The sequence below is a fragment of the Curtobacterium sp. WHRI 8282 genome, assembly GCF_040223925.2.
In the GTDB taxonomy this organism is placed as follows: Bacteria; Actinomycetota; Actinomycetes; order Actinomycetales; family Microbacteriaceae; genus Curtobacterium; species Curtobacterium flaccumfaciens.
Genome location: NZ_JBEHCD020000004.1, coordinates 379,974 through 400,256 on the forward strand (window position 1 = coordinate 379,974; position 20,283 = coordinate 400,256).

The 20,283-nt window shown below is 72.4% G+C and carries 23 protein-coding genes and 1 riboswitch; of the genes, 7 read left to right on the top strand and 16 right to left on the bottom strand.

All coding sequences use genetic code 11. The annotated features are described in order from the left end of the window. Nucleotides 1-11: 11 nt before the first annotated feature. The 5 genes from ABRP24_RS15670 to ABRP24_RS15690 all read right to left on the bottom strand — a co-directional run bounded on the left by ABRP24_RS15670 (nt 12) and on the right by ABRP24_RS15690 (nt 6,176). Complete coding sequence (locus ABRP24_RS15670) at nt 12-626, bottom strand: superoxide dismutase (RefSeq protein ID WP_027466323.1); 615 nt, start codon at nt 624-626, stop codon at nt 12-14. Between the two features lie 44 nt (nt 627-670). Then, nucleotides 671-1,180, bottom strand: coding sequence for a flavin reductase family protein (locus ABRP24_RS15675; RefSeq protein WP_027466322.1), 510 nt, complete (start codon nt 1,178-1,180; stop codon nt 671-673). 236 nt (nt 1,181-1,416) lie between these two features. Beyond that, nucleotides 1,417-2,940 (bottom strand): MFS transporter, encoded by a 1,524-nt coding sequence (locus ABRP24_RS15680; protein ID WP_027466321.1) that lies wholly within the window; start codon nt 2,938-2,940, stop codon nt 1,417-1,419. Nucleotides 2,941-3,153: 213 nt separating this feature from the next. Next, nucleotides 3,154-4,161, bottom strand: a complete 1,008-nt coding sequence (locus ABRP24_RS15685) for a LacI family DNA-binding transcriptional regulator (RefSeq protein ID WP_349849388.1) — start codon at nt 4,159-4,161, stop codon at nt 3,154-3,156. Beyond that, complete coding sequence (locus ABRP24_RS15690) at nt 4,140-6,176, bottom strand: aldo/keto reductase (protein WP_349849390.1); 2,037 nt, start codon at nt 6,174-6,176, stop codon at nt 4,140-4,142. The genes ABRP24_RS15685 and ABRP24_RS15690 overlap by 22 nt, the downstream gene beginning before the upstream one ends. A 155-nt stretch (nt 6,177-6,331) precedes the next feature. Here ABRP24_RS15690 and ABRP24_RS15695 point away from each other — a divergent pair, with 155 nt between their 5' ends. Beyond that, nucleotides 6,332-6,880 carry a TetR/AcrR family transcriptional regulator gene (locus tag ABRP24_RS15695; protein ID WP_027466318.1) on the top strand — a complete coding sequence of 183 codons (549 nt, stop codon included), beginning with the start codon at nt 6,332-6,334 and terminating at the stop codon, nt 6,878-6,880. Nucleotides 6,881-6,946: 66 nt separating this feature from the next. Continuing rightward, on the top strand, nt 6,947-7,117 hold the full coding sequence (locus ABRP24_RS15700; RefSeq protein ID WP_017888559.1) for a hypothetical protein: 171 nt from the start codon (nt 6,947-6,949) through the stop codon (nt 7,115-7,117). Nucleotides 7,118-7,250: 133 nt separating this feature from the next. On the opposite strand, the gene ribH is transcribed toward ABRP24_RS15700, so the two are convergent. The 5 genes from ribH to ABRP24_RS15725 form a co-directional block, all read right to left on the bottom strand. After that, entirely contained in the window at nt 7,251-7,730 is a 480-nt protein-coding gene (gene ribH, locus ABRP24_RS15705) for a 6,7-dimethyl-8-ribityllumazine synthase (RefSeq protein ID WP_027466317.1), read from the bottom strand. After that, nucleotides 7,727-8,416: a 3,4-dihydroxy-2-butanone-4-phosphate synthase gene (gene ribB, locus ABRP24_RS15710; protein ID WP_308192257.1), complete on the bottom strand. Its 690-nt coding sequence runs from the start codon at nt 8,414-8,416 to the stop codon at nt 7,727-7,729. The genes ribH and ribB overlap by 4 nt, the downstream gene beginning before the upstream one ends. Beyond that, the gene (locus ABRP24_RS15715) at nt 8,416-9,069 is read right to left on the bottom strand and encodes a riboflavin synthase (protein WP_349849393.1); all 654 of its coding nucleotides are present in this window, start codon (nt 9,067-9,069) and stop codon (nt 8,416-8,418) included. The genes ribB and ABRP24_RS15715 overlap by 1 nt, the downstream gene beginning before the upstream one ends. 94 nt (nt 9,070-9,163) lie before the next feature. Then, nucleotides 9,164-9,298, bottom strand: a riboswitch (FMN riboswitch). Between the two features lie 128 nt (nt 9,299-9,426). After that, complete coding sequence (locus ABRP24_RS15720) at nt 9,427-11,148, bottom strand: hypothetical protein (protein ID WP_349849395.1); 1,722 nt, start codon at nt 11,146-11,148, stop codon at nt 9,427-9,429. 87 nt (nt 11,149-11,235) lie between these two features. Beyond that, on the bottom strand, nt 11,236-12,546 hold the full coding sequence (locus ABRP24_RS15725) for a hypothetical protein (RefSeq protein ID WP_349849397.1): 1,311 nt from the start codon (nt 12,544-12,546) through the stop codon (nt 11,236-11,238). A 111-nt stretch (nt 12,547-12,657) separates the two neighbouring features. Between ABRP24_RS15725 and ABRP24_RS15730 the strand changes: the two genes are divergently transcribed. Then, nucleotides 12,658-13,089, top strand: a complete 432-nt coding sequence (locus ABRP24_RS15730) for a GNAT family N-acetyltransferase (RefSeq protein ID WP_027466313.1) — start codon at nt 12,658-12,660, stop codon at nt 13,087-13,089. A gap of 15 nt (nt 13,090-13,104) precedes the next feature. Here the strand turns inward: ABRP24_RS15730 and ABRP24_RS15735 are convergent, their stop codons facing one another. Together ABRP24_RS15735 and ABRP24_RS15740 are read right to left on the bottom strand one after the other, a co-directional pair. Then, nucleotides 13,105-13,632, bottom strand: a complete 528-nt coding sequence (locus ABRP24_RS15735; RefSeq protein ID WP_027466312.1) for an Lrp/AsnC family transcriptional regulator — start codon at nt 13,630-13,632, stop codon at nt 13,105-13,107. A 9-nt stretch (nt 13,633-13,641) separates the two neighbouring features. Then, the gene (locus ABRP24_RS15740; protein ID WP_027466311.1) at nt 13,642-14,208 is read right to left on the bottom strand and encodes a TetR/AcrR family transcriptional regulator; all 567 of its coding nucleotides are present in this window, start codon (nt 14,206-14,208) and stop codon (nt 13,642-13,644) included. A gap of 119 nt (nt 14,209-14,327) precedes the next feature. Here ABRP24_RS15740 and ABRP24_RS15745 point away from each other — a divergent pair, with 119 nt between their 5' ends. Both ABRP24_RS15745 and ABRP24_RS15750 read left to right on the top strand, forming a co-directional pair. Beyond that, nucleotides 14,328-15,803 carry an MFS transporter gene (locus tag ABRP24_RS15745; RefSeq protein ID WP_071247493.1) on the top strand — a complete coding sequence of 492 codons (1,476 nt, stop codon included), beginning with the start codon at nt 14,328-14,330 and terminating at the stop codon, nt 15,801-15,803. Between the two features lie 174 nt (nt 15,804-15,977). Beyond that, on the top strand, nt 15,978-16,424 hold the full coding sequence (locus ABRP24_RS15750) for a phage holin family protein (RefSeq protein ID WP_232749924.1): 447 nt from the start codon (nt 15,978-15,980) through the stop codon (nt 16,422-16,424). Between the two features lie 50 nt (nt 16,425-16,474). On the opposite strand, the gene ABRP24_RS15755 is transcribed toward ABRP24_RS15750, so the two are convergent. Together ABRP24_RS15755 and ABRP24_RS15760 are read right to left on the bottom strand one after the other, a co-directional pair. Then, entirely contained in the window at nt 16,475-16,981 is a 507-nt protein-coding gene (locus ABRP24_RS15755) for a hypothetical protein (protein ID WP_349849401.1), read from the bottom strand. Nucleotides 16,982-17,021: 40 nt separating this feature from the next. Further along, complete coding sequence (locus ABRP24_RS15760) at nt 17,022-17,411, bottom strand: DUF5997 family protein (protein WP_017888549.1); 390 nt, start codon at nt 17,409-17,411, stop codon at nt 17,022-17,024. Nucleotides 17,412-17,444: 33 nt separating this feature from the next. Between ABRP24_RS15760 and ABRP24_RS15765 the strand changes: the two genes are divergently transcribed. Both ABRP24_RS15765 and ABRP24_RS15770 read left to right on the top strand, forming a co-directional pair. Beyond that, entirely contained in the window at nt 17,445-18,254 is an 810-nt protein-coding gene (locus ABRP24_RS15765) for a LysR family transcriptional regulator substrate-binding protein (RefSeq protein ID WP_349849403.1), read from the top strand. Then, entirely contained in the window at nt 18,251-18,721 is a 471-nt protein-coding gene (locus ABRP24_RS15770) for a GNAT family N-acetyltransferase (RefSeq protein WP_349849405.1), read from the top strand. Before ABRP24_RS15765 ends, ABRP24_RS15770 begins: the two co-directional genes overlap by 4 nt. Nucleotides 18,722-18,902: 181 nt before the next feature. Here ABRP24_RS15770 and ABRP24_RS15775 read toward each other — a convergent pair whose 3' ends face one another. Beyond that, nucleotides 18,903-19,583, bottom strand: coding sequence for a DJ-1/PfpI family protein (locus tag ABRP24_RS15775; protein ID WP_349849407.1), 681 nt, complete (start codon nt 19,581-19,583; stop codon nt 18,903-18,905). A 57-nt stretch (nt 19,584-19,640) separates the two neighbouring features. Beyond that, complete coding sequence (locus ABRP24_RS15780; RefSeq protein ID WP_176709129.1) at nt 19,641-20,261, bottom strand: DNA-3-methyladenine glycosylase I; 621 nt, start codon at nt 20,259-20,261, stop codon at nt 19,641-19,643. Between the last annotated feature and the right edge of the window lie 22 nt (nt 20,262-20,283).

Below are 20,283 nucleotides of genomic sequence, written 5' to 3' on the forward strand. Positions count from 1 at the left end.
GCCGACGCGGATCAGAGCGTGACGAACCGCTGCGACTTCGCGTTCTCGAAACGAGCGGCGACGTTCTCCCAGTCGACGATGTTCCAGACGGCCTTGACGTAGTCCGCCTTGACGTTCAGGTAGTCGAGGTAGAAGGCGTGCTCCCACATGTCGAGCATGAAGATCGGGACCAGACCGAACGGGATGTTGCCCTGCTGGTCGAAGAGCTGGAACGTGGTGAGCTTCTGGCCCACGGTGTCCCAGGCCAGCACGGACCAGCCGGAGCCCTGGATGCCGTTCGCGACGGCGGCGAACTGCGCCTGGAACTTCTCGAACGAACCGAAGAACTCGTCGATCGCCGCGGCGAGCTCGCCCTCGGGGACCTTCGTGTCCGGGCCGAGGTTGGTCCAGAAGATCGAGTGGTTCACGTGGCCACCGAGGTGGAACGCGAGGTCCTTCTCGAGCTTGTTGATCGCGCCGAAGTTGCCGGACTCGCGGGCCTCACCGAGCTGCTGCAGCGCGGTGTTGGCACCGGTCACGTAGGCCTGGTGGTGCTTGTCGTGGTGCAGCTGCATGATCTTGCCGCTGATGTGCGGCTCGAGCGCGGCGTAGTCGTACGGCAGTTCCGGCAGGGTGTACTCAGCCATGTGAGGTCCTTTCGATCAGTGGGTTGTGGACGCGGCTCCGCGGCTCACGAGAGCCGGGAACGATCGGTGAGGGAGTGGAATTCCCGGTTGTGGTAGACCAGCGGCTCGCCGCGGTCGGCGCCGACGATGATGTCGAGCACCTCGGCCACGACGACGGTCGAGCTGCCGATGGGCGTCGTCGACAGCGGTCGGCAGCGGAGTGCACTCGCCGCACTCGGCAGGTAGCGGTCGCCGGACGGCAGCGTGCCCCAGATCGGGTCGTCGGCGGCCGGGCTGCCGGTCGACGCGAAGCGCTTGGCGAGTGCGACCCCGAGCGAGTCGACCAGGTGCACGACGAACAGCGGCGCACCGAGCACGACCCCGGCCGAGCCGGAGTTCGTCGAGAGCGAGAAGACCAGCACGGGCGGGTCGACGGCCACGCTCGCGACGCTCGAGGCGGTGAGGCCGGTCGGTCCGTCCGGGCCTTCGGCCGTGATCACGGCGACGCCGGCAGGGTGCCCGCGGAAGGCGGACTTGTACGCGTCGGCGATGGTTGCCGGTGCTTCGTCGGGCATGGTGATCGTGGTCGTTCCTTCGGGAGGGGCTGCCGTCACTCGGCGGCTGTCACCCAACGTATGACCTGAACCCTGGTTGAGGTCAACGATTCACAGGTTCGGGCTCGGCCGGGCGCGCCGCTGTGGCACTTCGTGAGCAGGAATGGTCGGGTCACGCACGGCGACCCGACCATTCCTGCTCACGAAGCGCAGCTCACGAAGCGCAGCTCGCGCCCGCAGTGCGCCCGCGCGGCCGCTCAGCGGCGCTTGAGCATGACGAGCGCCCCCGCGGCCGCCACCACCATGAGCACCGCGGCGACGCCCGCCGTGATCGTCACGCCGGAGTCGAAGGCCGCCCGCGCCGACTCGAGCAGCACCTGCCCGGCGCTGCCGCCGAGCTGCCCCGCCGCGGCGACCGCGCCGCCGAGGGTCTCCTGCGCCGCGACGTGTGCCGCCGAGGACAACCCGTCGGGCACCACGACGTGCGCCCGGTAGGTCGTCGCCAGGATCGTGCCGAGCACCGCGGTCCCGAGCACGGCCCCGATCTCGTACGCCGTCTCCGACATCGCCGACGCCGCACCCGCCTTGTCCGCCGGAGCCGTCGAGATGATGAGGTCGTTCGTCACCGTCTCGGACGCCCCGATCCCGATGCCGAGCAGCACGAACGCGAACGCCAGGGCGGCGATGGAGGCGTGGTGTCCGAGGACCGCGACGAGGGCGTACGCCGCCGCCGAGAACAGCAGCGCGACCGACACGACCCAGCGCGGGGCGACACGCGCCACGATCGGCACGACCGCGAGCCCGGCGACGATGGTCAGGACCGACCCCGGGATGAGCACGACGCCGGATGCGAACGGGTCGAGCCCGGCCACGAGCTGCAGGTGCTGGGCGATGAAGAACAGGAACCCGGTGAGCGAGAACATCGCCGCCAGGTTCATCAGCACGCTGCCCGTGAAGGCCGTGCTGCGGAACAGCCGCAGGTCGAGCATCGGCGTGCGGGACCGCAGCTGCCGACGGACGAACGCGATGCCGCAGACGACACCGACCGCGAGCATGGCGATCGCGAGGCCGCGCTCCTCGGGGTGCACGACCGACTTGATGGCCCACGCGATCGGCGCGAGGGCGCCGAGGGACAGGAACATGCTCGGCAGGTCGACCGGCCCGGGCATCGGGTCGCGGGACTCCGGCACGCAGAACGGCACGCCGACGAGCATGAGCACGAGGATCGGCACCGCGACGAGGAACACGCTGCCCCAGTGGAAGTGCGCGAGCAGCGCGCCGCCGACGAGCGGGCCGAGCGCGTTGCCGGCCGCGAACATCGTCGACCAGACGGCGAGCGCCATCCGCCGCTCCCCCGCGTCCACGAACACGTTGCGGATGATCGAGAGCGTGGCGGGCATGAGCATCGCGCCGAACACGCCCATCGCGATGCGGGCCGCGACGAGCATCCAGGCGTCGGTCGCGAAGGCCGCGGCCACCGAGAACAGTGCGAAGCCGGTCGCGCCGATCACCAGGATCCGCCGTCGACCGATGCGGTCACCGATGCTGCCCATCACGACGAGCAGGCCGGCGAGCACCAGCGGGTACGCGTCCACGATCCAGAGCTGCGTGGTGGCGTCCGGGTTCAGCGCGCGACTGATCGAGGGCAGCGCGAAGCTCAGGATGGTGTTGTCGACCGAGATGAGCAGGACCGGCAGCATGAGCACGGCGAGCGCCAGGAACCGTCGGGCGCGGCTCCCGGTGACGCGGGTGGCGACGGGGCTGGTGAGCAGTGCGGACACGGCGGACTCCTGGGACTTCGAGCCGGACCAGGTCGACGGCGGGTGGTACGTGGGGCAGACGAGACGGGACGCGGGATGGACACGCGCCCCGTCAGGACTCCGTTAGTGTACCGTCCGGACGGTTTTGGTTGCAAATGCAACTGACCACGGCCGGGAGGCCCGTGTCGGTCCCGCCACGGGCCTTGCGTCCGTCCACTGGTCGCGTCGTCGGGCCTACGCCGATTCGCGGAGCAGCAACCGGTGTCGAACCGTGCGCTCGACGGCCTCGCCCGAGCGCGGCAGCTCGCCCGCGAGCATGCCGAGCGCCAGGTCGAGGGCCTGGCCCGCGACCTCGTCGAGGTCGACGGCCAGCGTGGTGAGCGTCGGCGCGACGAGGGTCCCGAGCGGCAGGCCGTCGACGCCGACCACGCGGAGGTCACCGGGGACGTCGACACCGGCACGACGGCAGGCCGACAGCACCCCGAGGGCCAGCACGTCGTTGAAGGCCAGGACCGCGTCCACCCGGCGGTGCTCGGCGAGGATCCGCTCCGTCTGTCCGGCGCCGGCCTCGGCGGTGGGCGCGGCCGCGACGACGAGGTCGGGCAGGTACCCGCGACGCCGGAGTGCCGCGACCATGTGCTCCCCGCGCTGGCTCGGCGCGCCGTCGGCGGCGGCGTCGAGCACGACGGGGTGCTTCACCCCGACGTCGACGAGGTGGTCGGCGAGGTCCTCGATCGCGGCGGTCGGGTCGATCCGGACCGCGGCGCGGGTCACCGACCCGAAGGGGTCGAGTTCGACGACCGGGACCGAGCCGAGCCGTTCGATCCACTCCGGCGCACGGGACCCGAGGTAGCCGATCACGACGTCGGTCTGGACACCGAGGGACTCGACCATCCGGTCCGAGTCGCTCGCGAGCCCGACGTCGGCGAGCATGACGTTCCACCCGCGGGCGGCGGCCAGGCCGAGCACCGCGGAGGCGAGTGCCGGTGCGTAGGGGTTCCGCAGGTCGTTGACGACGAGCCCGAGCTGGTGGTCGCCACCCGTGACGAGCCCACGGCCGAACCGTGACGGACGGTAGTCGAGCGCAGCCGCGGCCTGGAGCACGCGGTCCTTGGTCGCCGCGCTGATGCCGGACATGCCGTTCATCGCGCGGGTGACGGTCTGCCGGGACACCCCGGCGGCCGCGGCGACGTCGATGATCGTCGCGCGGCCGCCCGGGGTCAGGCGCGGAGGTCCAGCCATGCCACCTGTTCCGGGGAGAGGTCGACGGAGAGGCCGGTCATGGACGACCGGGCCTCCGCGATCGTACGGGGTCCGAAGAGCGGGAACGTCGGGAACGGCTGGTTGAGCACGTACGCCAGTGCGATCGCCGTCGCGGGGACGCCGAACTGCTCGCCGAGTTCGCGCGCACGCCGGAGCCGCTCGAAGTTGTCGTCCGAGTAGTAGCAGCGGACGAGTTCCGCGTCGCTGGTGTCCTCGGGCGTCGCGCGGCCGGTGAAGAACCCGCGGGCCTGCGACGACCACGGCAGCAGCGGGACCTGGCGTTCCTCGAGCCAGGCCTTCGATGCCGCATCGGTCGCGTGTTCGCAGCCGTCCCACGGCACGTCGTACGCCTCGGCGAGACCGAAGTGGTTGCTGAGCACCTCGAACCCGTGCTTGCCGTTGGCCCGTGCGTAGGCGTTCGCCTCGTCGAACCGTGCGGGGGTCCAGTTCGAGCCGCCGTACACGCGGATGCGCCCGGCTCGGCGGTGCTCGTCGAGCACGTCGACGAACTCCCCCACCGGGATGTCGGGGTTGTCGCGGTGCATCATGTAGACGTCCGCGTAGTCGGTTCCCTGGCGCTCGAGGCTCTCGAGCAGCTGCCGGGTGATCGACTCCGGGTCACAGTGCGGGGTGTGGGCACCCTTCGTGATGACGACCACGTCCTCGCGGATCCCCCGGTTCTGGATCCACCTGCCGAGCCTGCCCTCGAGCACCCCGCCGCCGTAGATGTACCCGGTGTCGAACACGTTGCCGCCCTGCTCGACGAACAGGTCGAAGATCGCGCTGGCGTGTGCCAGGTCGGGCTGGTTGTCGACGCCCATCACCAGGCGGGACATCCGCTTGCCGACGCCCGGCACCTCGCCGTAGCGCATCGGGTTGCCGTCCTGCACGGTGAGCGGTCGGCCGGACACCGTCGGGATGTCGGCGGTCTCGGCCTCGAAGGGGTAGCGCAGGCCGATCGCCGCGCGCCACCTGTCGAGCGTGCGGGCGGTGGCGAGGGTCTCGTCGATGGTCATCTGCGCCGCTTCGACCCCGCCGGCACGCAGGGCGTCGGTGGTGGCGTCGGCTTCTCGGGCGTAGGGGTGCTCACCCGCGAACGACAGGGAGCGAGGGGGTTCGTCGACGGTGTGGATCTCGATGGTGGGGTCGTCGCCGAGGGTCCACGGGTCGGTGAGGGTGATCCGGCCGCGCGAGCCGTACACCGACACGGCGTTGTCGTCCTGCACGAAGACGCCGGTCCGGACCGTCGCCGTGGTCCCGCCCTTGTAGGTGAGCTGCGCGACCGTCCACTCGTCGACCCCGGTCGGCCCGAGCGTGCCCGTGGCGGTGAGGTCCACCGGCTCGGCGACGGCGACCCCGGTGGCGGCCTGCACGATCGCCGCGGCCATCGTCACCGGGTACCCGCCCACGTCGAGGATCCCGCCGCCGGCGGTGTCGGCGCCGAACAGTCGACCGGTGCGCTCGCCCGTCCGGAAGGCGAACGAGGCGTCGACGTGGGTCACGTCGCCGATCACGCCGTCGCGGATCAGGTCGAGCAGCGCCGCGGTCTGCGGGTGGAAGCGGTACATGAACGCCTCGACGAGCGGCAGGCCGGCCTGGCGTGCGGCGTCGGTGAGCGCCATCGCGGTGCCGTGGTTCACGGCGAGGGGCTTCTCGCAGAGGACGGCCTTGCCGGCCTCGAGTGCGGCGAGCACGAGTCGGGCGTGCCCGGTGTGCACGGTCGACACGTAGACGGCGTCCACCCGCGGGTCGGCGAGGACCTCGTCGTAGGTCCCGGCGGTCACGTCCGCGAACCCGAACCCGGCGGCCTCGTCGGCGAAGCCCTGCGCCCGCCCGGCGGACGAACTGCCGGCCGCGACCAGGACACCCCCGCTGGCGGGCAGCTGCGAGAGGAAGCGTCGGGCGATGCTGCCGGGGCCGAGGACGGCCCACCCGGGGCGGTCGGTGGTGGTCGAGGTCGGGGTGGTGGCGGTGTTCGCCGTCTGCGCTGACATGCGGATCCTTGTCGTCTCGTGAACCTTCACGGTCGGCTCGACGCTAGCCGGTACCGGAACGATGAGCAACGGTCCTGCGGCATTTCGTGAGCGTTCACGGCGACTGCGGAGCAGCCGGCGTCCGCGCCCCCCGGAACTGCTCCTAGACTCTCGGCATGGCCAGTGCCCGCGACCGTGTCCTCGACAGCTTCGTCGCCATCGTGTGCGAGGAAGGCGAGCGTCCCGCCACGCTCGACGCCGTCGCCGCGCGCGCCGGCGTCTCGAAGGGCGGGCTGCTCTACCACTTCGGCTCCAAGGCCGCCCTGGTCGAGGGGCTCTGCGAACGGCTGTCGGACCTGTCCGCGATCGACGTCGAGCGCATGCAGGAGGCCGAGGACGGCGCCGCGCGCTACTTCGTCCGCAACTGCCTGTTCGTCGGCAGCGAGCTGGACCTCGCCCTGCTCGCCGCGAGCCGCCTGCAGCAGGCCGGTTACGAAGAGGCCGGACGCACTCTCGACGACACTGAGAACGCCTGGCTCGCGACCCTCGTCGACGCCCTCGGCGACGAGCCGACCGCGCAGGCCGTCAAGCTCCTCGGCGACGGGCTGTACCACCAGGCCTCACTCGGCGCGGCGAGCGAGGTGCGACCGAAGCGGGGCAGCGTCGACATGGAGACCCTGCTCACCGTCGTCGACCGTCTGATCGCGACGCGACCGGGAGCGTGAACCGGCGCACCCCCGGCTGGGGATAGACTGGGGAACGATCCACTCGTCGACACCCGGAGGTATCCCGTGGGCCGCGTCATCGCCGCTGTTTTCTCGATCCTGCTGCTGCTGGTGTCGATGTACCTGTTCGGGTTCGCCTTCCAGGTGGAGTCGGGCCAGGCCTTCGTCTTCATGGCCGGCGTGCTCCTGATGAGCCTCTCCTTCTTCCTGCCGATCCACGTGTTCGGCAAGCGCTGATCAGCAAGCACAGACCAGCAACGCTGATCAGCAAACACTGACCAGCAACGCTGATCAGCAAGCACAGACCAGCAAACACAGAACGGCCCCGCACCTCACCGGTGCGGGGCCGTTCTGCGTGGGGTCCGGCGCCTCAGACCAGGACGCGCAGGGACCGCAGCGTCACCGCGGTGCTGATCGCCGCGTGTGCGGCCTCGGCACCCTTGTCCTCCTTGGAGTCGGGCAGCCCGGCACGGTCGAGCCCCTGCTGCTCGTCGTCCAGCGTGAGCACACCGAACCCGACGGGCTTGCCGGTGTCGATCGCGACCTGCGTCAGGCCGCTCGTCGCCGCTCCCGACACGTACTCGAAGTGCGGGGTGCCGCCGCGGATGATGACACCGAGCGCGACCGCCGCGTCGAAACCGGCCTCGAGCGCGGTCTTCGCGACCACGGGCAGTTCGAAGCTGCCGGGGACGGGGATGACGTCGGCCGTCGCCCCGAGCCGCTCGACCTCGCGCTGCGCCCCGGCCAGCAGGCCCGCCGCGATCGTGTCGTGCCACTGTCCGGCGATGATGGCCACCCGGATCCCGGTGCCGTCGACCTGGTCGCGGTCCGCCGCGCCTGCTCCGCTCATCGTGTCGTTCCTTCCGTGGGCGCTGCGGTCGCTGCCGCCGCCCGGTCTGCCGCGTCCAGCCACTCGGCGAGCGCGGCGATGGTGATGACGGGCACGCCCTCGCGTGCCCCGAGTCCGACGAGCGCCGGCAGCCGCATCATGCTGCCGTCCTCGTCGACGATCTCGCAGATCGCCGCAGCGGGCCGGAGTCCGGCCGCGGTGACGAGCTCGATCGCTGCTTCGGTGTGCCCGGCGCGCTCGCGGACCCCGCCCGGTCGTGCACGCAGGGGCACCACGTGTCCGGGGCGGTGCAGGTCGTCGCGCACCGAGGCCGGGTCGGCGAGGACCCGCAGGGTGCGGGCGCGGTCGTGGGCGCTGATGCCCGTGGTCACGCCGACGGCGGCGTCGACGGTGACCGTGTAGGCCGTGCCGCGGACGTCCTCGTTGTGCGCCACCATCGGCGGCAGGTCGAGGGCGTCGGCGATCTCGGTGCTGACCGGCGCGCAGATGAACCCGGACGAGTGCGCCACGGTCCACGCGATCCACTCCGGCGAGGCGAGCTCGGCGGACAGGATGACGTCGCCCTCGTTCTCGCGGTCCTCGTCGTCGACGACGATCACCGGGCGACCGGCCGCGATCGACGCGATCGCGGTCTCGATGCTCGACAACCCGAGTGCCTGCGGGGCGGCACCGACCTCGGCGACCATCACCGGGCCTCCGATCCGACGGTCTCGAACGACTGCGCCGCGGCGTCGAGCCGCAGCATGCGGCGGACGTGCCGGGCCAGGACGTCGGTCTCGACGTTCACCCGGTCACCCGGCACGCGGAGCCCGAGCGTCGTCGCCTCGAGCGTCTCGGGGATCAGGCTCACCTCGAACCAGGCCGCGTCGGGCGCGGTGTCCTCGGGCGAGACCGCGCTGACCGTGAGGGAGACGCCGTCGAGCGCGATCGAGCCCTTGTCGACCACGAGCGGGCTGAGCGCCGGCGCGAGCGAGAACCGCACGCGCCGCCAGCCGTCACCGTCGGCCGTCTCGAGCACGGTGGCGGTGCCGTCGATGTGACCCTGCACGATGTGCCCGCCCAGGCGGTCGCCCACCGAGGCGGCGCGCTCGAGGTTCAGGCGGTCCCCCACACGGAGTGCGCCGTGGGCGCTCATGTCGAGGGTCTGCTTCATGACGAAGGCGGTGAAGGTCTCGGGGGTCTGCTCGACGACGGTCAGGCAGACACCACTCGTCGCGATCGAGTCGCCGTGCCGGGCGTCCTGCACGACGACGGGGCCGTGCACGGTGAGCGCGACGGAGTCGCCCTGCTGCTCGACGGCGGTGACGGTGCCGAGTTCCTCGATGATGCCGGTGAACACTGGTGTCCTCTCAACGGGACTCCGGGGGCGTTCGACGATCGTCGGCATCGACGGACGGGTCGCACCCCACGGGTCGTGGGGTCGTCCTGCCCGCCCAGCGCGCCTCCCATCCGGACTTTCACCGTCGGTCCCGGAATCCCACCGGGTCAACCTCTGTCGGGTTCGCACCCGTCATCAGTTCGTGGACTGTCACCACCGGCTCGGAATTACACCGACCCCGGAGCGCTTGCGTAGTCGGAACGATACCCCAGGCCGCTGACGGCCGCGCCACGGTGTCAGCGCCGTCGTAACCGGGCGTCTCCCCCGGGCATGGTGACGAGGGGCGCCACGGTGTGACGCCCCTCGGTCACCCGCCGGTCAGTGCCGGCGACGGAGCACGAGCGTGCCCGCTCCGGCGAGGAGCAGCAGGAGCGCGAACCCGGCCGGCAGGACCGGCGAGCCGGCTCCCGTGTAGGCGAGCTCCGGCTGGCCGTCACCGGCCGCGGCGGCTGCCGCGACGGTCGCGGCGCTCGCCCGGGCCCCGCCGGTGGCAGCGGTCGTGGTGGTCACCACACCCGCCGTGGAGGCCCGGGTCGGCTCGACGACGCCGACCGCGCCCACCGGGATGGTCGCCGTACCGGGCGTGGTGCCGGTACCGGTGCCCGTCCCGTCGGTGGGGACGGTGCCCGGGTCCGTACCCGGGTCCGTACCCGGGTCGGTGCCCGGGTCCGTACCCGGGTCCGTGCCCGGGTCGGTGCCGGGGTCGGTGCCCGGGTCTGTACCGGGGTCAGTGCCGGGGTCCGTGCCCGGGTCCGTACCGGGGTCCGTACCGGTGCCGGTGCCGGGGGTGGTGCTGGTGCCGTCACCGACGATGCCGATCCCGTTGCCGCCGATGGTGATCGGCAGGCTGATCACCGGGGTGACCTGGGTGCCGGAGAGCAGGCCGCCGTCGCCGGAGGTCGAACCGCCGGTCGTCGGGGTCGTGGTGCCGGTGGCCGGAGCCGTCGTGCCGCCGGTGCTCGTGCCGTCGCCGAGGACGCCGATGCCGTTGCCACCGATCGTCACCGGGACGTCGACGACCGGGGACACCTGTGTGCCCGAGGCCGTGCCGTCCGAACCCGAGGTCGAACCACCGGCCGCCGGAGCAGTCCCAGTACCCGTGCCCGCGGCGGGCGTCGTGCCCGTCGAGGTGCCCGTCCCGAGCAGTCCGATGCCGTTGTCCGCCACCGTGACCGGGATCGAGACCACCGGGGACACCTGCGTGCCCGAGGCCGTCCCGTCCGAACCCGAGGTCGAACCACCGGCCACCGGTGCAGTCCCGGTCCCGGTACCCGTGCCCGCGGCGGGCGTCGTGCCCGTCGCGGTCCCGTCACCGAGGACGCCGATGCCGTTGCTACCGATCGTCACCGGGACGTCGACCAGGCCGGTCACCTGGGTGCCGGAGAGCAGTCCGTCGGTGCCCGAGGTGCTGGGTGCCGACGGTGCTTCGGCAGCCGGCGCCGGAGTGGTCGCCGCCGGGGCGGTCGACGTGGAGGTGCCGTCGCCGAGGACGCCGATCCCGTTGCCGGCCACCGTCACGGGGACGGTCACGGTCGGGGCGACCTGGGTGCCGGAAGCCGTGCCGTCCTCGCCCGAGGTGCTCGGAGCCGGAGCGGCAGGCGCGGCAGGCGCCGGAGCCGGAGCCGGAGCCGGTGCTGCAGGTGCCGGAGCTGCCGCGGGTGCGGCGGCCGAGACGGCGTCACCGGCGACGGCCACGGCGTTGCCGCCGACCGTCACTGGTGCCGCGACGTCCGGCACCACCTGGGTGCCCGAGAGCGTGCCGTCCTCGCCCGAGGTGCTGGGGGCAGGAGCGGTCGTGGCCGGAGCCGGAGCCGGAGCGGCGGGCGTGGACCCGGTCGCCGTCGACACTGCGTCGCCGAGTACGGCGATCGCGTTGCCGCCGAGGGACACCGGGGCGTCCACGGCGGGGGCCACCTGCGTGCCCGAGACGATGCCGTCGGCACCGGATGTCGTGGCCGCGTTCGCCGCAGCCGTGCCGCCGAGCGTGAGCCCGCCGACGAAGAGGGCGAACCAGAGCCCTCTGGAGACGTACTTGTTCATGGTCGTACTCCCTGATCGAGATCGTCACCGACCGCGGACGCAGCCGGGATGTGTGCGTGCCTGCCGTGGCGGACAGGCGCACCGATCTCAGTCAGGGGCGACGTCGTGCTCGCCGACGACGGATGCGGGGACCGCGTCGTCGGCGAGCGTGCCGCGAGACCCCGCGGCGAGGGAGACGATGTCGTCGGTCGAGCCGACGATGCCGACGGCTGCTGCGCCGCCGGAGGTCGAGGAGGCACTGCCGCCGAGCACACCGGCGTCGGCTCCGTCGAACGGGAGCCCGTGGCCCTCGCCGTCCGCGGGGACGAGCAGCGCGCGCCCACCGAGGGTCGCGTCCTGCGCCTCGACGGCCGCGGCGAGCGGGCCGACCGTGACCGTCGTGGCGACTGCGACGACCGGCTCCGACGGGCGGAGCCCGGCAGAGCGGTGGCCCAGGGCATCGGCGGCGACGGCGCGTGCGGGCGCCGAGGTGCCCTGCGCGGGGACCGTTCCGGGCCGGACGGGGGCGTTCGCGACCGGCACCGACGGGACGGGCCCGGCGGACGGGTTCGAACCGCCGCCCACCGGGAGCGCGGGGACGTCGACGACGGGGGCCGTGCCTCCTGGCAGGGTGCCGCCGACGGACGGGACGACGCCCCCGACCACGTCGGGGACGGTGCCCACGGTCGTGCCGACCGAGCCGAGCGTGTCGTCGACGAGGCCCGTGACCGGGCCGGTGACGGTGCCGAGGGTGTCGTCACCGAGGACCGTGCCGACCACCGGGACGCTGCCGACCACGTCGTCGACGGTGTCGACGACGGCGGTCACGGGGCGCGTGTCGGTGACGCGTTCCACGGTGCCGGTGACGGGGCGCAGGACGTTCGCGACGGTGTCGGTGACCGGCCGGGAGGCACTGGTCACCTGGTCGACGACCTGTCGCACCGGGCGCGTGGCCGGGCCGGCCGCGGGGGCGGTCGTGGTGGGCGCGGCAGCCGGGGTGGTCGCGACCGGAGCGGGGCTCGACGGCGCGGCGGGGGCCGCGGGAGCCGGGGCAGGTGCGGGCGCCGCGGGCACCGGAGCGGGTGCGGGTGCGGGGGCCGGAGCGGGCGCAGCAGGTGCGGGCGCAGCAGGAGCAGGTGCAGGTGCAGGTGCGGGTGCCACGGCCTTGCGGACGGGAGCCGTCACGCCGCCGACGACCTTGCCGACCTCGCCGGTCACGCCCTGCACGGTGCCACCGACGCCGTCCACGACGCTGCCGACGAGGCCGCGCTGCTCGGTCGGGACGGCCGAGGTCGTCGCGGCGGAGGCCGGTCGCGCGCCGAGCAGCAGGGACAGCAGCACCAGGGCGGCGAGGGTCCCGACGCCCAGCAGGACGATGCGGAGTGCGGCGCGCCAGGGTGCGCGCAACGGGTGGTCCATGCGCTCACCTCCTGATCTCGGCTGCGCACGTAGAGTGGTTGACCGGCAATGTACGCCGATCCGGTCCGGAACACACCCTGTTTCGGAAGAAATTCTCAGGAAGGGCCGTCCGTGGTCTCGATCTTCAACGCTCCGACCCGCAACCTGGACATCGTCACGCTGCACGAGATCCTGCGGCTCCGCCAGGACGTCTTCGTCGTCGAGCAGGAGGCCGCGTACGGCGACATCGACGGCCGCGACCTCGAGCCGGGCACCGTGCAGTTCTGGGCCGGCAACGGTTCGGTGGACGCGACGCTCCGCCTGCTCCGCGAGCCCGACGGCACCGAGCGCATCGGCCGGGTCGCCACCGCGAAGCACGCCCGCGGCCAGGGACTCGGCGCGCAGCTCATGGAAGCCGCGATCGCCGAGTCCCGCTCGCCGAGCATCGCCCTCGGTGCCCAGTCGCACCTGGAGCAGTGGTACGGCCGCTTCGGCTTCGTGCGCTCGGGCGACGAGTACCTGGAGGACCGCATCCCGCACATCCCGATGACCCGGAAGCGCTGACCCTGGTTCCGCGCGTCAGGCCCGCCAGCGCCGCAGTTCGTCGAACGAGCGGCCCTGGGTGGCCCGGTCGGCGACGAGGCGTTCGAACACGATGTTCGTCTGCGTCGTCGCCACCGAGGGGTCGCCGCTGAGTTCGTCGGCGACGAAGTCGCGGAGCTGCTCGGTCGACTCGCACGCGATGTGCACGAGGAAGTCCTTGTCCCCCGCCAGGAACGACACGTCCTGCACGACGGGCACCCGCAGCAGGCGCTTGGCGAAGTCCCGCAGTTCGTGGCGGGCCGCGGCGTGCACCCGGACGGACACCATCGCCTCGATCGAGAACCCGAGCCGGGCGACGTCCACCTCGGCCCGGTAGCCGCGGATCACCCCGGCGTCCTCGAGCGCGCGGACCCGTGCCAGGCAGGTCGACGGCGCGATGCCGACGGCGGCGGCGAGCCGGTTGTTCGGGATCCGGGCGTCGGCCGACAGGGTCCAGAGGATGCGCTCGTCGACCTCGTCGAGGCGCGGAGCGGGGTCGGGGCGACGTGCGGGACGGTCGGACACGGCTCGACGCTACCGCGGCGGCGCGAGCAGGGCGCGGAGGGCGTCCTCGAGCGCGGCCGACACGACGGCGTCGTCGGCGGATGCCAGCGGTTCCACCGCGGTGGACTGACGGAGCATCGACATCCCGAGCACCACCGCCAGCGCGATCTCGGCACGGACGAGCAGTTCCTCGGACCCCGCGCCGCCGACCGTGCCCGCGAGCCGTTCGGCGTACCGGCGCAGCGTCTCACGGCGGATGGCATCGGCGCCGTCGTCGCCGGAGGACCGGAGCAGGAGCATGAGCTGCAGTGAGTCGTCGTCGGTCGGGGCCCGCACGATGTGCGTGATGATGCCGGTCAGCGCCCGTTCGAGGCCCTGCTGGCTCGTCTCCTCGGCCCCCAGGTCGCGGACGACCCGGTCGAGGCAGGCGCGGAAGAGCCCCTCCTTCGAGCCGAAGTACCGGTTGATGAGGGCGACGTTCACCCCGGCGTCCCCGGCGATGTCGCGCACCGTCGTCCCGCGGTACCCGTCGAAGGCGAACCGACGCCGGGCGGCCTGCACGAGCAGGAGTCGGGTGGCCGCGGCGTCCTTGCTCATGGAGCGCAGCCTATCGGTCCTCACAGGGATGTAAGCAAGCGTTGACATGCTCCCCCGAGCGCGTACGCTCGTCATGTCAGCAATTGTTTACATCGACGACCACGACGACACGGAGCACGATGACCGACACCATGCAGAGCCCACGGACCGGCTCGCACCCCACCACCGACGGACGCCGGCCGAACAGCACGGCGATCATCGTCTACCTGTCCCTCGGCGGCCTGTCCTTCGCCGTCCTGCAGTCGCTCGTCGCCCCGGCGCTGTCGACCATCGGGCAGGACCTCGGCGCCTCCACCAGTGCGACGAGCTGGGTGCTCACCGCCTACCTGCTCTCCGCCTCGGTGCTCACGCCGATCCTCGGTCGCCTCGGCGACATGATCGGCAAGCGCAAGGTCCTGATCGTGGTGCTGTCGATCCTGCTCGTCGGCGCCGTGCTCGCCGCCCTCGCACCGAACCTCGGCGTCCTCATCGTCGGACGCGCGCTGCAGGGTGCCGCCGGAGCCGTGATGCCGCTGTCGATCGGCATCGTGCGTGACGAGCTGCCGAAGGAGAAGGTCAGCGTCACGATCGGCCTGCTGTCCGCGATCTTCGGCATCGGTGCCGGTGTCGGCATCGTCGCCGCCGGACCCATCGTCGAGCACCTGTCGTGGCACTGGCTGTTCTGGCTCCCCGCCGTGCTCGTCGTCATCGCACTGCTCGGCGCGGTCTTCGGCATGCCGGAGTCCCCGGTGCGGAAGCCCGGCCGCCTGGACATGGCCGGCACGTTCGTCCTGGCGGTGTCGCTCGTCGCGATCCTGCTCGCCGTCAGCGAGGGCGAGACCTGGGGCTGGGGCGACGGCAAGACCATCGGCCTGCTGGTCCTCGGCGCCGTCGCACTGGTCGTGTTCGTCCTCGTCGAGCTCCGGGTCGCCGAGCCGCTCATCGACGTCCGGCTCTTCGCGGTCCGCGGGGTCTGGACCGCCCACGTCGTCGCACTCGTCTTCGGGTTCGCGATGTTCGGCACCTTCGTCCTCGTGCCGACGCTCCTGCAGCTCCCGACGGCGCTCGGCTACGGCTTCGGCAAGGACGTCACCCAGGCCGGTCTCTTCCTGCTGCCGACCGTCGTGATGATGGTCGTCGCCGGGCCCATCGCGGGCATCCTGGTGCGCAAGGTCGGCCCGAAGCCGCCGATGCTCATCGGCGGCTTCGCCATCGTCGCCGCGTTCGTGCTGCCGGCGATCGCACACGCCGAGCTGTGGCAGGTGGTGGCCTCCGGCGTCCTGACCGGCATCGGCATCGGCATGGCCCTCGCCGCCTGCTCGAACGCGATCATCGAGAGCGTCCCCGCGAACCAGACCGGTGAGGCCATCAGCGCCAACACGGTCGTCCGCACCATCGGCTCGAGCGTCGGCACCGCCGTCATCGCAGCGCTGATCACCTCGCACAGCACGCCGCAGGGACTGCCGACCGACGACGCGTTCACCATCGGGTTCTGGGCGTGCACCGGCGTGGCGGTCGTGGCCGTGCTCGCCGCGCTCGCCGCGCCGTCGATGCGCGCCCGCCGCGCAGCGGCCGCCGCCCGTGGGATCGACGACCTCGAGGAGGTCACCGAGTAGGGCCCTGGGCCCGACCACCCGGGAGGCCCGTCCAGCGTCGTCGACGCGGGGCGGGCCTCCCGTCCGTCGCGCAACCTGGGAACGCACCGGGCGCATCCGAGCCGGCGTGACGATCATCGGACCGGTCGCGTCCCGTCAGGGGACGCGGACCGCCGCGCCCGGACAGGAGACCCCATGAGCAGCACCGACCACGACGACACCACCGCTCCCGGACGGCCGTCGTTCCGCGACACGGTGACCGCGGGACTCGTGCAGAAGGCCCTCGAGCCGGTGCTGCGGGCAGTGCGTGACGAGGTCGCCTCGGCGCGGCGCGAGATCGGCGAGCGCGCGAGCGGTGCGAAGACCGGGCTGGTGCTCACCGGGGTGGCCGTCGGGTTCGCCCTGACCACCCTGGTCGCGCTGGCCGGCTTCGCGGTGGCGCTGCTCGCCCTGGCGCTGCCGCTGTGGGCGGCGACCGGGATCACGTTCGTCGTGTTCGCGATCGTGACCGCTGTCCTGTTCGTCGTCGGCCTGCGCGGGATCCGGCGGGGTGTGCCGCCGGTGCCGAAGGACACGATCCAGGCGGCGAAGCAGCGGGTGACGCACGCGGATGCCCGGGCGGACGGCGCCGCGCGCGACTGACGGACTCGACGGACCGGCTGCGGGGGCCGCGACCGCCGGGGCGGGCTCCGCTACATCGCCAGGATCATGCCGACCACGGCGACGGTCATCGCGAAGACCTCGCCGCTGCGGACGGCCCGCCGGTCCTCACGGCCCCACTCGTACCGGAGCAGCCAGCCGCTGAACGCGCAGTAGCCGATCACGCCGGCGCCGAGCACCGCGGACAGGGCGATGCCGTGCCCGGCGTGGTCGCCGGCGACGCCCGAGGCGTGACCCATCAGCAGCATCCCGGCCATCACGACGGCGGAGAGCGCGCGGTGGACGTCCATCGGCTCCGCACGGCGACCGTCGGCGCGGCGGCGACGCATCACGGGCAACGGCGCGAGCAGGAGCAGGAGGGTCCCGGCGAACAGGGTCCACACCGCACCGGCGTCGACGACGGGCATGAGCATCGCGACGAGCATCACGCCCGCCGGCACGATCACGCCCGGGCGCGGTCGGTAGCGGTCACCGACGATGCAGCACACCGACGCGAACTGCGGCACGACGAGCATGGCGTCGGCGACGGTCTCGTGCACGTGGGGCGTCCTCGGTGCGGCGGAGTGGTGCGGGGTGGGGTCAGTCCTCGGCGCGGGCAGCGGCCTTGGCGGCGCGCTCCTGCTTCACGCGGGCGTTCTCGGCGTGCACGGCGGCCTGCGTCGCACGCTCACGGACGAGCCACTCGGGCTTCTGCTCGAGCAGCGTCTTGATGTCCGCCGTCGTCAGTGCGTCGTCGATCCCCGCACGGCTCAGGCCGGAGATGGAGATCCCGAGCTTCTGCGCCACGACGGGTCGCGGGTGCGGGCCGTCGCGTCGGAGGTCCTCGAGCCAGGTCGGGGGTTCGGTCCGGAGCTCGTCGAAGGCGGTCCGCGTGAGGGGAGCGCTCTGGAAGGACTCCGGAGCGGCCGTCAGCAAGATGCCGAGCTTCTTCGCAGCCGTCTCGGGCTTCATGGTCTGTTCCTGCGCCATGAGGACAAGGGTACGGCCCCTATGCTCGTCTGCATGACCGCGGCTCTCACCATCGCCTTCGTGCCGGGGGTCTCCCCCGCAAAGTGGGCCCGTGTCTGGCGGGAACGCTTCCCCTCCGTCGAGCTCCGGCTGCGGCCGATCGGCGCCGACGACGTCGACGACACGCTGGCGGGCGAGGCCGACATGGTCTTCGCACGCATGCCCGTGTCCGAGCAGCACAAGGCCATCCCGCTCTGGACCGAAACGGCCGTCGTCGCGATGCCCAAGGACTCCCCCCTCGCCGAACTCGCCGAGGTCGACCTCGGCGACGCCGAGGTCCACGTGATCGACGCCGGCCCGGTTCCGGCCGACATCGACGGATCGCTCGACCTGGTCGAGGCGAACGTCGGCGTCGTCGTGCTCCCCCAGTCGCTGTTCCGCGCCGCCAGCCGCAAGGACCTCGTGGGTCGTCCGCTCATGAACGCCGAGGGCACGCGCATCGCACTGGTCTGGCGGGACGAGGACGCCACCGAGACCACCGAGGAGTTCATCGGCGTGGTGCGCGGACGGACCGCCAACAGTTCGCGCCAGCCGGGAGGCACGGATCGCGACGACGACGACGGCTCGCGTCCGGCTCGTGGCGGCGCCAAGGCCGGGTCGGCTGCCAAGGGTGCGTCCGGTTCGTCGAGTGGGTCGGGCGCGCCGGGCTCCAAGGGCGGCTCCGCCGGCGGCAAGGCCAAGGCCAAGTCGCCCGGCAGCGGGAAGTCCGGCAGCGGCAAGAAGTCGAACACCGGCAAGGGACCCACGCCCGGTCGCGGCAAGATGCGCGGCAAGCCGAGCCGGGGTTCCAAGGGCAACCGATGACGGACACGCGGCTGGCACCGATGCCGGCCACGCGCCTCCCGGCCTGGCTCCGGCGCACGATGGCCGAGTACGTCGAGTCACGGATGCAGGCGGGCGAGACCCGCGAGCAGGCCGAGGCGAACGAACAGCAGTCGCGGGACCGTTGGTTCCCGGGCGGGTCTCCCGCCGACGGGCACCTCGTGTGGGACGTCATCGACCAGGACGACACCGTCATCGGGTACCTGTGGATCGGACCGCTCACGCCGGGCAGCACCGATTGGTGGGTGTTCAACGTCGAGATCGACGAGGCACGCCGGCGCCGCGGGCACGCGCGTCGGGCGCTCGAACTCGGACACCGCGCCGCCGCTGAGAACGGTGCGACGAGCATCGGGCTGAACGTGTTCGGCTACAACACCGGGGCGCAGGAGCTCTACGCGGCGCTCGGGTACCAGGTGACGTCGGCGCAGATGCGGAAGCCGCTGGTCTAGCCCGCGGCGGCGGCTGCTGCGGCTGCTGCGGCTGACGCGGCGGCTCGGGTCCGCCCGGTCACAACACCCCGCGTGCATGGCCCCGAGCGGTCACGAAGTGTCGACTGGCCACGCCCGGATCGACGTGTCGTGACCACTCGGCGGAGGCCAGCGGGGATTCGTGACCGTCCGAAGGTCCGCGTCAGCGCAGGACGGCTGCGGCGGCGCGGGTCACCCTCGCGCCGCGCGATTTCTCGGCTGCTGCGCGGGCCCGGGTGACGACGACGGCGTCTGCACGCTCGGCCGATCCGTGGTCGAACGGCGGTTGCGGGTCGTACTCGATCTGCAACTGGATCGCCTCGGCCGCGGACTGTCCGGCGAGCTCGGCCGCGAGCCACAACGCCATGTCGATGCCCGCGCTCACGCCGGCGGCGGTGACGACGGCGCCGTCCCGGGCGATCCGGGCGTCCACCGGCTGCGCTCCGAAGGCCTCGAGCATCGGTTTCGAGGCCCAGTGGGTCGTCGCGCGTCTGCCGGCGAGCAGCCCGGCGGCACCGAGCACGAAGGCGCCGGTGCACACCGACGTGATCCACGTCGCGTGCTCGGCCTGGCGCCGCACGAAGGCCACGACGTCCGGGTCGAGCATCGCGTCGAAGGCACCGTCACCACCGGGCACCACGAGCACGTCCGCCGCTCGGGCTTCGCTCATCGTGGTCGTCGGGACGAGTGACAGGCCACAGTCGCTCGGCACCGGGTCGAGCGTCGCCGCGACGTACTCGACCCGTGCGCCGGGCACGCGGCTGAGGACCTGCGCCGGACCGGTCAGGTCGAGCTGGGTCAGGTGCGGGAACAGCAGGAACGCGATCCGGATGTCGTCGGCCATGTCGCGACCATAGTCCCGGCGTTCCCGTTCCCGTTCTCGTACTCGCTGGCTTGCCCGTCAGCTCCAGACGCCGGAGGTCCCGCGCCGGTGGCTGCCCATCAGGTGGGTGTCGACGATGCCGAGCGCTTCCATCAGGGCGTACATCGTCGTCGGTCCGACGAAGGCGAAGCCGCGCTTCCGCAGTGCCTTCGACAGGGCAAGGGATTCGTCCGACTTCGTCGGGACCTCGGCGGAGGACCGCGGCTCGGGCGTGGTCGTCGGCCGGAACGACCACACGAAGTCGGCGAGCCCGCCGTCCTGCCGCAGGGCGATCGTGGCGTTCGCGTTGGTGATCGTCGCGAGGATCTTCGCGCGGTTCCGGACGATCCCGGCGTCGGCCATCAGCCGTGCGACGTCGTCCTCGCCGAAGGCCGCGACGGTGTCGGCGTCGAAGTCGGCGAAGGCGGTACGGAACGCCGGTCGTTTCGCGAGGATCGTGCGCCACGACAGACCGGACTGGAACGCCTCGAGCGAGAGCCGCTCGAACACCCCGCGTTCGTCGCGGACGGGCATGCCCCACTCGGTGTCGTAGTACTCGCGCAGGAGCTCGTCCGACGACGCCCAGACCGGCCGGGCGAGGCCGTCGTCGCCGGTGACGAGGTCGGGCACGGACGGGGCGTCGACGGGCTCGGTGCTCATGCGTCCATCCTGGCGGGCGCCG